This window comes from Frankia sp. CcCS3, from assembly GCF_977927575.1.
Window position 1 is genome coordinate 1 of record NZ_CDWRCL010000087.1, and the last position, 15,198, is coordinate 15,198.

Consider the following 15,198-nt stretch of genomic DNA (forward strand, 5'->3'; position numbering starts at 1 on the left):
AGATCCAGATCCGGATGGTCGAGGCTGACGGCGACCGCGTCCGGCTCGTCCGACAGGGCCGGTCCGACGACGTACAGCCGCGGGTCCTGGGCGGCTATCCCGTTGAGGATGGCCGTGGTGGTCGTGACGGCGTCGACCTCCCCGGCTTGGAGCAGCACGAGGCAGTCGGCGATGTTCGGCACGGTGCGCAGCACCGGGCGCGACAGCGCCCGCCGGACGGTCGCCGTCGAGGTGGCGCCGGCCGCCGTGCAGACCCGTCGCCCACCGAGATCGTCCATCCCCTGGTACGGCGAGTCGCGGGGGACCAGGACCCGTTGCGTCTCGTTGTAGTAGACGACGGAGAAGTCCACCAGCGCGCGCCGCTCGCAGTTCGTCGTCATGGTCGCCACGACGACGTCGACAGCGCCGTCGCGCAGGACCGGGATGCGCTCGGCGTAGGTGACCGCGCGGAACCGCACGCGTCCGTCTACGCCGAAGATCCTCCGGCCGATCAGGTTGGCGATCTCCACGTCGAAGCCCTCGAACTGGCCGGTGAACGGGCTGATCGACCCGAAGGGCGGGACGTCGGCCAGCACCCCGGCGGTGAGGTAGCCGCGGCGTTCGATCGTCTCCAGGACGGTGCCCGTGGGCATCGCGCCCGGCGGGGGCAGCCGGTCCGGCGGGCGCCAGCTGGCCTGCGGGTTGTCGCAGGTGGGTGTCGGTGTCACGGCTGCGGCGGCGGGCGTGAGGGCGGCGGGCCGCGGGGGCGTCGGCGTCGCGGGGTCCAGGGGTCGGGCCTGGGCCGGCAGCGAACTGTCGACCGTGCCGCAGGCGGTGACGCCGACCGCCAGGGCGACGGTAATCAGTACCGTCACCGCTCGCGTCACCGCGAACCGGATGATCATCATTGGCTCACCGGTAGTCGTTGATTCTCAGCTGGATGCCGACGAAGGCCAGGGCCGCGGCGAGCCCGAGCGCCACGGTGGCGCCGAGCGGCAGGCGGCTCAGCGCCTCGCCGGCGGCGGACAGGCGCGCTTCGAAGCGGGTACGGCTGGTCGTGAACACCGCTTCCGAGGCGTCGTCGAACCGGGTGAAGGAGGTCGTGCCCTCGCCGAGCGCCACGGCCACCGCCTGCTGGAACCCGCCGACATCGGACACCAGGTTACCGACCCGCAGGCTTGTCGCCTGGTACCCGCGCCAGGCCGGTTCCAGGGCGGCGCGGGCCGGGCCGCCCTGGCCGCGCAGGGCCACCGTCGCCGGCAGAACCCCGGGCCCGGTCCGTCGCCCCCTGCCGTCGTAGCCCAGCCGGGCGGCCGCGGCGCGGGCGTCCTCGCCGAGTTCCACGCTGTTGCCGTGGGCGACCAGCGACAGGCTTTCGTCGCCCCACGCCCGTAATGCCAGCACCCGGGCCTGCGCGGTCAGCGTCATCGGGACGTACCCGTGGTCCCGGCTCTCGACGAGACGGCCGCGTTCCACGCCGAACGCGGTCAGCGTCAACCCGAGGATGATTGCGGTGAGCGCCGTGGCGGCGAGCAGCGGCGGATTGAGGATCCGGTGGGTGCGCCGGAACAGCCGCACCTGCAGCGCGACGAGCCCGGCGAGCGTCGCGGCACCGACGGCGCCGACCAGGAGCACCTGGTGCCAGGAGCTCGCCCGCCGGTAGCCGTGGTCGATGTCGGTGGCGCCGGCGGCGGCCAGCGCGTCGGCGGCGGGCAGGATGGTGTCCCGCATCAGCGCGGACGCCTGCCGCAGGTAGGCCCCGCCGACGGCGAGGCCGAGCCGGTTGTTCGCCCGGGCCCGTTCGACCAGGCCGGTGTAGACGGGCAGTTGCGCGGAGAGCACGGCCAGGGGCTGGCGTGGACTGCCAGCGCGGGCGAGATCGACGACGCGGTCGCTCGCCGCGGCGATGCTGCGCGCGTAGGCGGGACGCTGCCCCGGTGGTTCGACGCCGCCGGCGAGGAAGGCACGGGCCGCCGTGGCATCCGCCGCGGAGAGCTCGGCGCGCAGGCTCTGGGCGGCGATGAAGGACGCGCCGCTGTCCTTGGCCAGGGTGTCGATCGCGTGCCGGCGGGTCTGCGTGGCGCCGAGGACGGTGGCCCACAGTGCGACGAGCGCGAGGACCACGAGCACGGACAGCAGGCGCAGCCGGCCCGGCGGGGTCGCCGCCCGGCGCCGTACCCCCGTAGCCACCGCGGTCATGGCTGGTGAGCGTATGGCCTACGGAACCGCCGGGTGGCCCACTGTCACCTTGGCGTCACCCCGGCTGGTACCTCGTGCTGGCGCTGTGGCGGTGGGTCAGCCGGCCGTGGGGTCAGCCGGCCGTGGGGTCAGCCGGCCGTGGGGTCAGCCGGCCGTGGGATCAGAGGTCCGGGTCGATCATGATCCGGTTCTCGAGGTGGCTGACCCCGCCCCGGGTAGCCGCCACGGGCTCAGCCGAGCCGCCGGGAGGATGCGGCCGGCACCGGTTCCGGTTCGGCGGCCGTCGGCCGGTGCGCGGAGTGCTCCACCCAGGCGGCCCCGGCGGTCGTGGTGGGATGATCAAGCAGGTAACCTTGGCCGTAGGGGATTCCGGCCGCCATCGCCGTGTCGAGCTCCATCGGGGTCTCGATGCCCTCGGCGATGACGCAGCCGCCGATCTCGCCGGCGACCTGCACCAGTCCCGTCGCGATGGCGCGCCTGGCCGGATCGGTGTCGATTCCGTGGGTGAGGACCCGATCCAGTTTGATGATCTCCGGGCGCAGGTGGATGAGCTGTTCCAGGCCCGCGTAGCCGGTGCCGACGTCGTCGATCGCGATGCGGACTCCGCGGCGGCGCAGCATGTTGATGGCGGCCAGCAGCTCCGAGTCGTCGCCGATGTGCTCGTGCTCGGTGATCTCCACGATGAGGCGATCGGCCCCCTGGTCGGGAAGGATGTCGATCAGGCCGGAGGTGATGGTGGACGGCGAGGCGTTGACGGCGAGGGTGAGGTCGGACGGGAGCGTCGGCAGGACGGTCAGCGCGTGGCGGATCGCCATGAGTTCCAGCTCGATGCTCAGGCCGACGGTCGCGGCGTCATTATACCATTGCTGCGCACCGCCGGTCGTGTGGGGGAAGCGGGACAGCGCCTCGACCCCGACGATCCGTTCGTCTGCGAGCCTGAAGATCGGCTGAAAGATCATCTTTGGGCCGCCCGCGTCGATGAGGTCGCTCACTTCCTGCCAGATGCGGCGTCGCTGTTCCCACAGGCGGTGCAGGTCGAGGACCGCGTCACTCAGGAAGGCCGCCAACAGGTGCAGGAAGTGCACGTCGCGGTCGCGTGGCTGAGGGAGCGCGTCGTGGGCGAAGCAGCCGACTATGCCGTACACCTCGCCGTCGTTGTCGGCGACCGGCGCCGCGGCGTACGCGCCGACTCCCAGCTCGCGGACGAGGCCCGCGCCCGCGGTGCGTGGATCGGTGCGCGTGTCCGCGACGATCACCGGTATCTCGCCGGACAGCACCCGCCCGAGCAGGGTGTGCTCGCGGCGGATCGTCGAACCCGGCGCCAGCCTGAACCCCCGTGCGTCCCCGCTGAGAACCTGCAGGACAAGCAGATCCCCGTCGATCCGGGCCAGCCCCGCGACGTCCATCCGCAGATGTCGGCGCAGGATCTCGAGTAGATCCGTCACTACCGTGTCCGGCTGCGTGACGCCTGCCAGCGGGCCCAACGTCGACAGCGCATCCGCCATCCGGACCACCTCCATGTTCGGCATGCCCGAAACCACCTGCTGTCATGCCGGGCCGGAGCGCGGGCATGCCGGTGAGCACGGTGAATATGGTGAGCACGTGAATACGGTAAGCACGGTGAGCACGAAGGCAGGCGCCGTGGCGGGCCGGAACATCGTGGAGCTCACCGGGCTGTCCATCGCCTACACACGTCGGGGGCGGACGACTCCGGCGGTGGAGGACGATTTCGGCGGTGGAGGACGTCGACTTCACGATCGCCCCGGGACAGACCGTCGCCGTCGTCGGCGAGTCCGGCTCGGGCAAGACCATCGCGATGGGCCTGGGGAAGCCGACCAGCGGCCGGATCCACCTCGACGAGCAGGACATCACCTCCGCCGGCTGGTCGCAGCTGCGGCCGCTGCGGCGGCGGTTCCAGTTCGTCCACCAGAACCCGTTCTCCTCGCTGGACCCGCGGTCCACCGTCGGGGAGAGCATCGCCGAGCCGCTGGTCTCCTTCCGCGTCGGCGACCGGGCCAGCCGCGCCGCCCGGGTGCGCGAGCTGCTCGACCAGCTCGCCCACGAGGTCGCGGTGCTGCGCGCCGGCCGCATCGTCGAGAGTGGTCCGGCGGCCGACGTCCTCACCGCGCCGACGCAAGACCACACCCGCGAGCTGCTTGGCGCGATCCCCGGGCAACGGTTCGCGGCCGCGCCCGCCGCCGCACCAAGGAAAGGACGCACGATGAGTCGCAGGTACGCACGATGAGTCGCAGGTACATCGTCATCGGAGCCGGGGCCGTCGGCGCGACCGTCGCCGTGGAGCTGCGGCTCGCCGGGATCGACGTCGTCGTCGTGGCCCGGGGCGCGAACCTCGCGGCGCTGCGGGCGGGCGGGCTGCGCTACATCCGACCGCCGGCCACGCCCGGCGGTGAGCCCGACGAGCGGCGGATCCCTCTCGACGTTGTCGGCGGCCCGGACGAGGTCGACCTGCGTGGTGACGACGTGCTCGTCCTCGCCACCAAGTCGCAGGACTCCGAGGCGCTGCTCGCACAGTGGGCGTGGCGGCCGGTCGACGCCGATGCCGACGCCGACGCCGACGGCACGCGGCGCACGGCGGCGGAGGCGCTGCCCGTCGTGCTGCTTCAGAACGGGATCGAGAACGCCCGCACGGCGTTGCGCCGGTTCGCCACGGTGATCGACGCGGTCGTCCTCAGCCCCTCCTCGCACGTGCGACCCGGCGAGGTCGTGTCCCCGGCGGCCCCGCTCGCGGCGGCCTTCTACCTGGGCCGCGCCCCTCGTGGCGCCGTCGACGACCCGACCGCCGAGGCCGTCGCGGCCGACCTGCGCCGAGCCTCGTTCGCCGTCGCGGTTGTCGCGGACATCGACCGACGAAAGGCCGGCAAGCTGCTGGGCAACCTGGCCTATAACCTCGACGCGATCTATGCCCCGAGCGAGCTGCGCGACGCGGCGGCTGCCGCGCTGGTCGAGGAGGCGCGGCGGGTGTTCGCCGCGGCCGGCGTGGAGACCGCCGGCGTCCGTCCGGACGACGGGCTCGACCTGTCCGGCCTCGTTCTGCACGAGATCCCCGGCTTCTCCCGGGAGGGCAGCTCCACCTGGCAGAGCCTGGCGCGGGGCGGGTCGGTCGAGTCGGACTTCCTCAACGGCGAGATCGTGCTGCTGGCCCACCTGCACGGGCTGGCGGCACCGGTCAACGCCGGGGTGCAGCGGCGGATCGCCACCGCGGCGCGCACCGGCATACCGCCGGGCGGATTCGACCAGGCCGACCTCGCCGCCCTGCTGGCCTCGGCACCTGCCGGCGTGGCCTCGGCACCTGCCGGTGTGGTCCCCTACGCCGACGTGGCCCCGGATGCCGGCGGGACGCGTGCCGGCGCGGCGCTCGGGGAGGTCCTCGTCGACGTGAGGCGTCTGCACGACGAGCTGCTCTCGCCCGGCCCACCGCTGCTGCTCGACGTCCGCTGGGCGCTGGGTGACCCGCACGGGCACGACCACTACCGCGAGGGCCACCTGCCGGGCGCGGTCTACGTCGACCTGGACACCGAGCTCGCCGCCGCACCGGGCGGGACCGCCGGGCGGCATCCGCTGCCCGAGCTCGCCGACCTCCAGCAGGCTGCCCGGCGCTGGGGACTGACCGCCGGGCGTGCGGTCGTGGTCTACGACGCGGTCGGCGGGCTGTCCGCAGCCCGGGCCTGGTGGCTGCTGCGCTGGGCGGGCGTCGCCGACGTCCGCATCCTCGACGGGGCACTCGCGGCCTGGCGGGACGCCGGGTTCCCGCTCGAGACCGGGGAGATCATCTCGGCGCCCGGCGACATCGTCCTGCACGCCGGTCAGCTGCCGGTGCTCGACGCGGACGGCGCCGCCCGGGTGGCCCGCGAGGGTGTCCTCCTCGACGCCCGCGCGGCCGAGCGGTATCGCGGCGAGGTGGAACCGATCGACCCGCGCGCCGGCCATATCCCGGGAGCGGTGAGCGCCGCGACGGGGGAGAACCTCGACGCGAGCGGCCGGTTCCTGCCCCGGGACGAGCTGCGGGCCCGGTTCGCGGCCCTCGGCGTCGGCAGCGGGAACGGGGCCGACGGGAACGGGGCCGACGGGCAGTCGCGGCCGGTCGGGGTGTACTGCGGGTCCGGAGTGACGGCCTCCCACGAGATCGCCGCGCTCGCCGTCGCCGGCATCGACGCCGCCCTGTACCCGGGTTCCTGGTCGGCCTGGTCGGCCTGGTCGTCCGACCCCGACCGGCCCGTCGCCACGGGTCCGCAATGACCCCATCACCGCCGCCGTCACCGCCGTCACCGCGATCGGTGCCGTCAGGAACGCCGCTTCTCGCACGGTGGGCCGGGGCCGGGGCCGGGCGAATTTTGGGGACCTGGGCACGGTTTGCAACCCCTGGACCGTTCCCTGCTCCCCAGAACTCGCCGCGCTCCCCAGAACTCGCCGTCCATGATCGTGTACCGGCTGGCGGGAGTGGAGCGCCGGATGCAGCCGAGAACCCGGGCCCCTGCCGGACTACGGACGGGGACATCATCCCGCCGTCAGGTGAGGCGGGACCCGGACGAGGCTGGACCCGGACGCCGCCGCTAACGCTCCGCTCTTCCCATCGCTTCCGATGGCGAGAATCGCTACCGATGGTGAGAATCGCTACCGATGGTGAGAACAGTCCCAACGGCGAGAACACGAGAACGGGGACAGCCTCGGCCGCTCGCCCCATCATTGTCGATGTGGGCAGTGGGGCCGGGCGTGCTGCCCGCCTCATGACTTCGTCGTCCCGAGGAGAAGACCATCATCAAGGGCACCTTCCGTTCCTTGTCCGTCTACAATTTCCGACTCTTCGCGGGTGGCCAGGTGTTGTCCGTGACGGGAACCTGGATGATGGTCGTGGCCCAGGACTGGCTCGTCCTTTCGCTGAGCGGCGACTCGGGAACAGCCCTGGGCCTCGTGACCGCCCTGCAGTTCACCCCGATGCTGTTGCTGACCCTCTACGGCGGATCGGTACGACAAACGCCGGCTACTGACCGTCGCGAACCTGGCCTCCAGCCTGCTCGCCTTGGCGCTGTCGCTGCTGGTGTTAGCCGGCACGGTCCGGCTGTGGCAGATCTGCCTGTTCGCACTGGGCCTCGGCCTCGTGAACGCCGTCGAGATGCCGACCCGGATGGCCTTCGTGAGCGAACTGGTCGGCGCCGAACTCCTCCCCAACGCGTCGGCGCTGAGCGCGGCGTACTTCAACGTCGCCCGGGTCGTCGGCCCGGCCGTCGCTGGCCCGTTGATCAGCGGCTTCGGCGTCGGCCCGGTCATGATGTTCAACGCCGTGAGCTACCTCGCGACGGTGGTGGGTCTGCGGATGATGCGCCCGGCCGAGATGCACCGCGACGCGCGCCGGGTGACCTCCACCCGGGTCGTCGACGGACTGCGGTACGTGCTCGGCCGGGAGGACCTGGTGCTCGTGCTGGGACTCGTCGCGACGATCGGGCTGTTCGGCCTGAACTTCCAGCTCACCGTGCCCCTGCTCGCCAGGACGGTATTTCACGCCGACGCGGCGGCCTTCGGGCTGCTCACCACCGGGCTCGCCGCCGGATCGCTGCTCGCGGCCCTCGTGACGACCGCTCGCCGCACCCGCCCGTCGGCCGGCACGGTGATCGGATCCGCGCTCGCGTTCGGCCTGCTGGAGACGGTGACCGGCTGGGCGCCCAGCTATGCCATGGCGGTCGTGCTCCTGATCCCTACCGGCTTCGCGACGATCTACTTCGCTCAGGCGGCGAACCACCGCACCCAGCTCGGCAGCGATCCGCAGTACCGAGGCCGGGTGATGGCGATCTATACCCTGATCCTGCAGGGATCGACGCCGCTAGGTGCCCTGTTCGTCGGCTGGCTCACCGAGCACCGCGGCGCCCGCGCCGGGTTTTACATCGGAGGTCTCGTTTCGGTCGCCGCCGCGATCGCCACGCTGGTGGTTGACCGCACGCGGGCCGCCGCCCCGGGCGCCGGCGTCCCGGCGGCCGGCGCGCGAACTGTGGAGGGTTAGTCACGGCCCACAGCCTCCGGACCGTCCCTGACCCGTCACACTTTCCCGTTTTCCCGCACCGGGCCGCCCGCCGCCGGTGGTCTCGTTACCGGAGGTGATGTGCCGAATGTCGAGCGAAAAAGAGCCCAGTGAGCCATTGCACCGCATAATCTGGAGGCTGAGAGATTCTCCCAGATAATTCGATTCCATCACGAGGGCGGTGTACTATCCTCATGCGAGCATCCGACCGCGGCGGTGGCCGTGCCCAGTGACGTCGATCTGTGGCTGAGGCGTTTCCATCCGGCGCCGGCGAGCGCCCCTCGGCTCGTCTGTTTTCCCCATGCGGGCGGCGCGGCGAGCTTCTACGTCCCGCTGTCCAGGGCATTGTCGCCGGTCGCCGAGGTGCGTTCGGTGCAGTATCCGGGCCGCCAGGACCGGCGGACGGAGGCGCCCGAGACGGCCATCGAACCCCTCGCGGACCGCATTGCCGACGTGCTGCGTTCCCTCACCGACCGCCCGCTGGCGTTCTTCGGGCACAGTATGGGGTCGACCGTCGCCTTCGAGGTGACCCGCCGGTTGGAGGCGGCGGGCGGCCCGGTGCCGTTCGTGCTGTTCGCCTCCGGCCGTAGAGCCCCGTCGACCTCCCGCGCCGAATCCGTGCATCTCCTGGACGACGAGGGTTTCCTACGGGAAATCCACGCGCTTGGTGGAACCGACCCGCGCATCCTCGCCGATCCCGAAATGCTGGAGCTGATCCTGCCGCCCACCCGGGCGGACTACCGGGCGATCGAAACGTATTCCGCCCCCTCGGACGCGGTGATCGGCACGGCGATTACCGCGCTGGTCGGGGATTCCGACGCCAAGGCCACCGTGGCCGAGGCCGAACAATGGCGGGCGCACACGACCGGCGTGTTCACGCTGAAGGTCTTTCCCGGTGGTCATTTCTACCTGTCGGACCAGCAGGCCGCCGTCATCGACACCGTCTCGGCCGGACTGGTTCCCGCGGCCACCGCGGCTCCCTCGCTCTGACCCGTCGGCCTGCCCCGCCGGCCGGCTCGTCGGTCAACGTTGTCGACCTGGACGTGTCGACCTGGACGTGACCCCCGCCACGGGCACCGGCGGCACCCCGGGCGGGATCCGCGTCAGCGTATTTCGTTCGGGGCCGTGGCACTGCGGCTACGCTTCGACCGTGCGGTACGGGTCGGGACGCAAGGGATACGAGGGGCACGAGGGAGACGAGGGGCACGAGGGTGCGGTGGCCGGCCTGCTCGCCGCGGTCGCGGCCGAGACCGGCGCGTCCGCGGGGACCCCGCCGTCGCGGGCGATGTCCCGCGCCTACCGGGAGTTGTCCGACCGGTATCGCGCGAACGCCGCCACACCGGGCGACGGTGAGCTGACGGCGGATCACGTCCGGGCCTACCTCGCCGCCCGCCTGCCCGCGACGCTGGCGGTCACCCGCGCGGTTCTCGGTGAGGTGGCGCTGCGCCGCCCGGACTGGCGGCCCGGGTCCGTCCTCGACCTGGGCGCGGGTCCCGGGACGGCGACCTGGGCCGCGCTGGCGGTCTTCCCCGGCGTGACCCGGGCCGTCCTGGTCGAGCGGTCCGCGCTGATGATCGACGTCGGTCGCCGGCTGGCCCGCCGTGGTGGCGCGCCGGCCTTGGGCACGGCGACCTGGCAGCGCACGTCCGTGCTCACCCCGCCCGGCGACGGCGCGGACCGGGCCGACCTGACGGTGGCGGCCTATGTGCTCGGCGAGCTCGCCGACGGCGACCGGGCCGCAGCCGTGGCCGCGTGGTGGCGGGCCACCGCGGCGGAGCTGGTCGTCATCGACGCGGGAACCCCGGCCGGCTTCGCGCGGATCCGCGCCGCGCGCTCGGCGCTCGTCGAGACCGGCGCGACCATCACCGCGCCCTGCCCCGCCGACGACGACTGCCCGATGACGGCGGGGGACTGGTGCCACTTCGGCCGGCGGGTCGAGCGCAGCGCGCTGCACCGGGCGATGAAGGACGGTGCGCTCGGGTACGAGGACGAGAAGTACTCCTACCTCGTCGCGTCGCGTCGCGTCGCGCCGCCCGCCCGCGCACGCCGCCGGCCGGGTGCTGCGCGTGCCACAGGCCCGCTCGGGCCACGTCCGGCTGACGGTCTGCGAGGCGCCGCGGCAGGGCGACGTGGTCGTTTCCCGCAGTGAGAAGAAGGCCTACCGCTGGGCCCGGCGGGCCTCCTGGGGTGACGCCGTCCCGCCCGGCATCGGGCCGCGCTGACCCGCCGTTACCGGCGGGACCCGCCGGTGACCTGAACCCGGCGACGGGAACCCTTTGACCTGGTACCCGGCAGTCGTGGCCGGTTACCGGCTGTCTACTCTTATGTCTGTTATGTCGTGCCGGTGCGCGTCGAGGCCGGTCCGTCAGACGGACGGCGGGGGCGGACGGCGGGCGGATGGACATGACCGGCTCGGCATGGCGGTCCCTGCCGGCCATTCACTGCGCATGAGCACCGATATCCGGACGTCCGCGTCGTCGGGGGCATCGGCGCGGGAACCGGGGACGGTACCGGACTTGGCGGTGGTACCGGAGCCGGGGTTGGTACCGGAGCCGGCACCGCCCGCGGTACCGGCCCGCCGCCGGTCGGGCCGCACGCCGGCGCTGATCGTCGCGGCCATCTGCGGGTGCTCGTTTGTCGTCAGCCTGGTCCTGCAGGCGACGCTGTACCGGCACGGCTCGGGTGACGCGGACGAGGCGGCCTACGTCCTGCAGGCGCGCATGCTGCTCGATGGCCGCCTCACCCTGGACGCGAACACCGTCGAGCCGTTCTTCCGGCCCTGGCTGACCGGGGAGCACGACGGGCGGGTGTTCACCAAGTACCTGCCCGGGTGGCCGGCGCTGCTCGCCGCGTCCCAGGCGTTGTTCGTCACCATGGCCGTCGCCCCGGCCCTGGTGGCGGCCGGCTGGGTGGCCGGGACGTACCGGCTGGCCCGCGAGCTCTTCGACGACGCGGTCACCGCGGTCACGGCGGCGGTGTTCGTCGCGCTGTCCCCGCTCGCCCTGGTGCACACCTCGCTGCCCCTCGCCTACGCGTGCGGAGCCGCGACGCTGACCCTGGCGTGCGCGGCGCTGCTGCGTGGCGGCCGGACCGGGGCGCGGCTGTCGCTCATCGGCGGCGGGGCAGGCCTGGGATTCGTCCTGCTCCTGCGGCCCTTCGACGCGGTGATCGTCGCCGTTCCCGTCGTGGTGTTCGTGCTGGCGCGGCTGTGGCGGTCCGCGAGTGGCCGGTTCGTGCGTGCGGTGGCGCACCGGACCGCCTGGGCACTCGCCGGCTTGGCGCCGTTCGTTGTCGTGCTCCTGGCGTACTGCTGGCGGGTGACCGGTTCTGCGCTCCGGGCGCCGCTGTCGGCCTCCGATCCGCTGGACCGCTTCGGTTTCGGGCCGCGTCGCATCCTGCCGTCGGAGCCGACGTTCCTGTTTACCCGCCGGCTCGCCTTCGAGGCCCTGCACGGTACCGTCGCGGCGGCCCCGAGCTGGGTGTTCGGGGGCGTCGCGGTCCTCGTGCTCGCGATCGTCGGCGCGCTGCGGGCGCACCGCCGTCCCGAGCGCGTCCTGCTGGTCGTCATCGTCGCCGCCGTCGGTGGCGGCTACTTCTTCTGGTGGGGTTCGGCGTTCGCGATGCCGGGCCTGCTCAACGGACTCGGCCCGCACTACCATCTGGCCGCGTTCGCCCCGATCATGATTCTCGCCGCCGACGGCGCCCGCCGGGTGTGGTCCATGAGCGAACGGTGGTTCGCCCCGTGGCCCGGCACCGGCTCCCCGCCGGCCCGGACCGGACCGCGGCGACCCGTCCCGCGCGGACCCGTTCTGCGTAGATCAGGTCTGCGCGGACCCGTCCTCGTGGTCCTCGCCGCCGCGGGCCTGATCCTCCTCACCGTGGACGCGATCCCGGACAAGGTCGCCGGCCAGCGATGGGTGAACGACCGCAACGCGTTCCTCGACGCCCTGCTGCCGGACCGCTACCCGGGCCCGGCGGTGGTCGTCGTGACGCCCGGCGTCCCGAGCCGTTACACCCAGGTGCCGTACCAGATGCTGCGGAACACCCCGGACCTCGCCGGGCCGGTGGTGTACGCCGCCGACATCGGTGCCGGCACGGCCACCCTGCCCGACCGGATGCCGGGTCGGGCGGTCTACCGGCTGCGTTCCGACGAGATCGTCGACCCGGCCGCGCCCGCGAGCTACTTCGGGTCCTTCACCGCGCTGCGCCAAGTCGCCGGCAACCGCGTCCGCGTCCAGGTGACGGCGCGCGATCCCGGTGGTGCTGGTGGCTCCGGCGGCACCCTATACATCCGGTTGGGTGCCACGACCAGAACCGTCCAGTTCGGGCCCGCGGACGCCGGGCCCGCGGACGCTCCCGGGATCACGCACACCTTCACGGTGACGACCGGCACCCCGCTCGGACCGGACGAGCTCGGCATCGCCGGTGCGACGTTGCCCGACGAGCTCGTCGTCGGGTTCACCGTGCCGACGGGAGCCGGTGCGGCACGCTGGGAGGAGCGGATCCCGCTGGCCCGGCGTCCCTCCGGGGAGCTGGCCCTGCTCGTGCCCGGCCTGGGCTGGCGTCAGGTGCCGAACCGGCCCGGAGCGGGATGGCTGCCCGCCCCGGTCCGTCCGGCGCTGGTCGTCTCGGTCGGTGCGACGTGACCGGGGAACGGATCGTGACCAGATAATTCGATGGATTTGACCGGTGCGGCGCCGGGGTCAGACCCAAATCCGCCAGTAGCGTGATGGTGATTGTTTGCCGGTCGGTTTTGTGATCGAAATCGGCGGGGAGGGCTTCCCGGCCGGTTTCGGGTACCCCGAGGGCCCGGATGTCGCTCCGGGCGGGCGGCCGGGGTCCTTTCCGGGGTGTGGGGGTGGCTGTGAGGTCGGGGTGGGGTGGTCGTGGAGGAGGCGGAGGCAGGTGGCGACGGCCTGTTCCCAGGGCTGGATGATCGTCGTGGAGGCGAGGATCTGCTCGGCGGCGTGATGGTCTTGACGAGCGTGGTGGGCGAGGATCGCGGTCTGGCGGCCGTCGAGGAGACGTCGCCCGAGGCCTTTGTGGCGGTGAAGGTGGTCGAGGGCTTCGGCCCAGCGGCCGGTGCGGGTCAGGGCGCGTGTTCCGTCGGCGAGCAGGACGGTCCACAGCCAGCTGACGACTTGGGGATGGTCAGCGGCGGTGACGAGGTCGTTGAACGCGAAGGTTCGGCCATCGAGAGTGGCCTCGGCTTTCGCTGCGACGGTGCCGTAGAGCGCGGCGAGGAGGCGGTAGGCGCCGAGACCGTCACCGGTGCGTAGCCGCAGACGAGCGAGGTTGATCAAGGGTTGGAGGGCGAGTTTCGCCGTTGCCCCGTCGAGAGGGCGGTGGAACGAAAGCGTGTCGATTGGCGCCAGCAGAGGCGGTGGGCGAGGTCAGGTAGTCCGCAGTCGCTGGCGATCAGCGCTGCGAGGTTGTGTGCTTCGGCGGCGCGCAGCAGTGCGTTGTCGCCGCCCTCGGCGGCTTGGGCGGCGAGGGCGGCGACGTGGGCGATCCGGGCGTCGAGGGCTGGGCAGAATGGCCGGTCACGGGGGACGAGGGGAAACCGTGGGGCGACGAGGGCGAACGCCGTGGGTGCCGCATCCGTCGACGTGGTGAGGGCCATCGGGTGGTGCCTCGTCTTCAGGGCTGCCAGCGGACGGTGAGTCGGCTGTTCGGCCGGTCGATGCGGTGTCCGGCGACGGTCTGGTCGTCCGGGGTGTCCGCGGAATGGGCGGTGACGACAGGTTCGGCGAGGCCATCTTTGCGCGACTGGTGCAGCAGGTCGGTGAGGTGCGCGGCGAGGGTGGCCGCGTGGGGGCCGTGGGCGGTGACGCCGAGTTCGTCGGTGTCGGGTGCGAGGGGGCGCAGGGTGATGTAGGCGATGGTGGTGCCGTCGTGGATGGTGGCTCCGGCCCAGCGTCGCGTCGGGGCGAGCGGGCTGTCAGGGCGGACGGTGGTGTCGACGGCGAGGCGGCTGAACCGGGCGCCGGCGGTGACGAGCCACAGGTCGAGGTGCGCGGTCGGTTCGTCGTCGTGGATCGTCAACCCGGTCCACAGGCTGTGGGGTGGGCTGGCCGCCGCGGCGCGCAGCGCGGTCTCGTCGGCGGGGTCGTGGTCGTCGACGCGCAGAGCGACGCCGTCCGCGAGGGTGAGGGCGTGGCCGGTGTGGGCGTCGGTGCCGCGTAGGGGGACGAAGCCGCAGACGAGCGCCGAGCGGCTGACCAGCCGGCCCGGCCCGACCGCGTCGAGCGGGAGGGAGCGGGCGAGGCCGCTTCCGTGCAGACGCAAGGGGACGATGATGCGGCCAGCGGGGGCGAGCTGGTCCCACCAGCCCTTGGCCAGGTCCCAGGCCCCGGCCGTGATCACGATCCGATCGTAGGACGCCCCGCCCAGGTGGCCCGCCGCACCATCCCCATGGACGACGTCCACGCGCTCATAGCCGGCTGTGGTCAGCGCGGTGCGCGCGCCTGCGGCGAGTTCCTCGTCGATCTCGATGGTGGTCACCTGGCCGGTCGGGCCGGTGAGCTCGGCCAGGAGCGCGGCGTTGATGCCGGTGGCGGTGCCGATCTCTAGGACGCGGTGGCCGGGTTGGACGTCGGCCTGTTCGAGCATGGCGGCGACGAGGCTGGGCTGGGAGGCCGAGGACAGCGCAGTGCCGTCGGGGCACGGCGGGTGACGACGACCTGTGGGGCGTAGGCGGTTTCCAGGTCGACGTCGGGCAGAAACAGGTGCCGCGGGACCGTGCGGAACGCGGCTTCGACCTGGGCGGTTCGGAACGTGCCCCAGCGATGGATGTCGGCGACCAGGTTGTCGCGGAGCTGCTCGGGGGTGCGGGTGGTCATCGTGGTCACCGTTCGTCAGGGATCGGGCCGAGGTCATCGAAGATGATGTCGGCGGCGGTGTGGGCGAGCTGCGCCTGGTCGGAGGCGGGGATGCCGAGACGGTTCCAGGCGAACAGGATGTGGTGGGCGAGAACCGCGCGGAGGCCG

At 72.7% G+C, this 15,198-nt stretch carries 13 protein-coding genes and 1 pseudogene; 8 read left to right on the forward strand and 6 right to left on the reverse strand.

What is annotated here, in order from left to right:
- From AC08OQ_RS09915 to AC08OQ_RS09925, 3 genes are all read right to left on the reverse strand, one after another.
- On the reverse strand, positions 1 to 887 hold an 887-nt coding region (locus AC08OQ_RS09915), incomplete at its 3' end, for a transporter substrate-binding domain-containing protein (RefSeq protein ID WP_476612001.1).
- A 4-nt stretch (positions 888 to 891) separates the two neighbouring features.
- Complete coding sequence (locus AC08OQ_RS09920) at positions 892 to 2,178, reverse strand: hypothetical protein (RefSeq protein WP_476602061.1); 1,287 nt, start codon at positions 2,176 to 2,178, stop codon at positions 892 to 894.
- A gap of 230 nt (positions 2,179 to 2,408) precedes the next feature.
- Positions 2,409 to 3,707: a sensor domain-containing phosphodiesterase gene (locus AC08OQ_RS09925; protein WP_476602060.1), complete on the reverse strand. Its 1,299-nt coding sequence runs from the start codon at positions 3,705 to 3,707 to the stop codon at positions 2,409 to 2,411.
- 206 nt (positions 3,708 to 3,913) lie between these two features.
- On the opposite strand from AC08OQ_RS09925, the gene AC08OQ_RS09930 reads away from it, so the two are divergent.
- The 8 genes and pseudogenes from AC08OQ_RS09930 (at position 3,914) to AC08OQ_RS09965 (ending at position 13,488) form a co-directional block, all read left to right on the forward strand.
- Positions 3,914 to 4,423 (forward strand): ATP-binding cassette domain-containing protein, encoded by a 510-nt coding sequence (locus AC08OQ_RS09930; protein WP_476602059.1) that lies wholly within the window; start codon positions 3,914 to 3,916, stop codon positions 4,421 to 4,423.
- On the forward strand, positions 4,420 to 6,435 hold the full coding sequence (locus AC08OQ_RS09935) for a rhodanese-like domain-containing protein (RefSeq protein ID WP_476612002.1): 2,016 nt from the start codon (positions 4,420 to 4,422) through the stop codon (positions 6,433 to 6,435). Before AC08OQ_RS09930 ends, AC08OQ_RS09935 begins: the two co-directional genes overlap by 4 nt.
- A 772-nt stretch (positions 6,436 to 7,207) precedes the next feature.
- Complete coding sequence (locus AC08OQ_RS09940) at positions 7,208 to 8,191, forward strand: MFS transporter (protein WP_476601542.1); 984 nt, start codon at positions 7,208 to 7,210, stop codon at positions 8,189 to 8,191.
- Between the two features lie 234 nt (positions 8,192 to 8,425).
- Positions 8,426 to 9,199: a thioesterase II family protein gene (locus AC08OQ_RS09945; protein WP_476601537.1), complete on the forward strand. Its 774-nt coding sequence runs from the start codon at positions 8,426 to 8,428 to the stop codon at positions 9,197 to 9,199.
- Positions 9,200 to 9,494: 295 nt separating this feature from the next.
- A pseudogene (locus tag AC08OQ_RS09950) lies at positions 9,495 to 10,208 on the forward strand (small ribosomal subunit Rsm22 family protein); the annotation flags it as partial.
- 67 nt (positions 10,209 to 10,275) lie between these two features.
- Positions 10,276 to 10,431 (forward strand): small ribosomal subunit Rsm22 family protein, encoded by a 156-nt coding sequence (locus AC08OQ_RS09955; RefSeq protein ID WP_476601538.1) that lies wholly within the window; start codon positions 10,276 to 10,278, stop codon positions 10,429 to 10,431.
- Positions 10,432 to 10,656: 225 nt separating this feature from the next.
- Entirely contained in the window at positions 10,657 to 12,855 is a 2,199-nt protein-coding gene (locus tag AC08OQ_RS09960; RefSeq protein WP_476601539.1) for a DUF7846 domain-containing protein, read from the forward strand.
- 234 nt (positions 12,856 to 13,089) lie between these two features.
- Positions 13,090 to 13,488 carry a hypothetical protein gene (locus AC08OQ_RS09965; protein ID WP_476612003.1) on the forward strand — a complete coding sequence of 133 codons (399 nt, stop codon included), beginning with the start codon at positions 13,090 to 13,092 and terminating at the stop codon, positions 13,486 to 13,488.
- 20 nt (positions 13,489 to 13,508) lie between these two features.
- Here AC08OQ_RS09965 and AC08OQ_RS09970 read toward each other — a convergent pair whose 3' ends face one another.
- From AC08OQ_RS09970 to AC08OQ_RS09980, 3 genes are read right to left on the reverse strand one after another with little or no spacing between them, the layout of a single operon-like run.
- Positions 13,509 to 13,832 (reverse strand): hypothetical protein, encoded by a 324-nt coding sequence (locus AC08OQ_RS09970; RefSeq protein ID WP_476601540.1) that lies wholly within the window; start codon positions 13,830 to 13,832, stop codon positions 13,509 to 13,511.
- A 17-nt stretch (positions 13,833 to 13,849) separates the two neighbouring features.
- Positions 13,850 to 14,821 (reverse strand): methyltransferase, FxLD system, encoded by a 972-nt coding sequence (gene fxlM / locus AC08OQ_RS09975; RefSeq protein WP_476612004.1) that lies wholly within the window; start codon positions 14,819 to 14,821, stop codon positions 13,850 to 13,852.
- Positions 14,779 to 15,051 carry a hypothetical protein gene (locus AC08OQ_RS09980; RefSeq protein WP_476612005.1) on the reverse strand — a complete coding sequence of 91 codons (273 nt, stop codon included), beginning with the start codon at positions 15,049 to 15,051 and terminating at the stop codon, positions 14,779 to 14,781. The genes fxlM and AC08OQ_RS09980 overlap by 43 nt, the downstream gene beginning before the upstream one ends.
- Between the last annotated feature and the right edge of the window lie 147 nt (positions 15,052 to 15,198).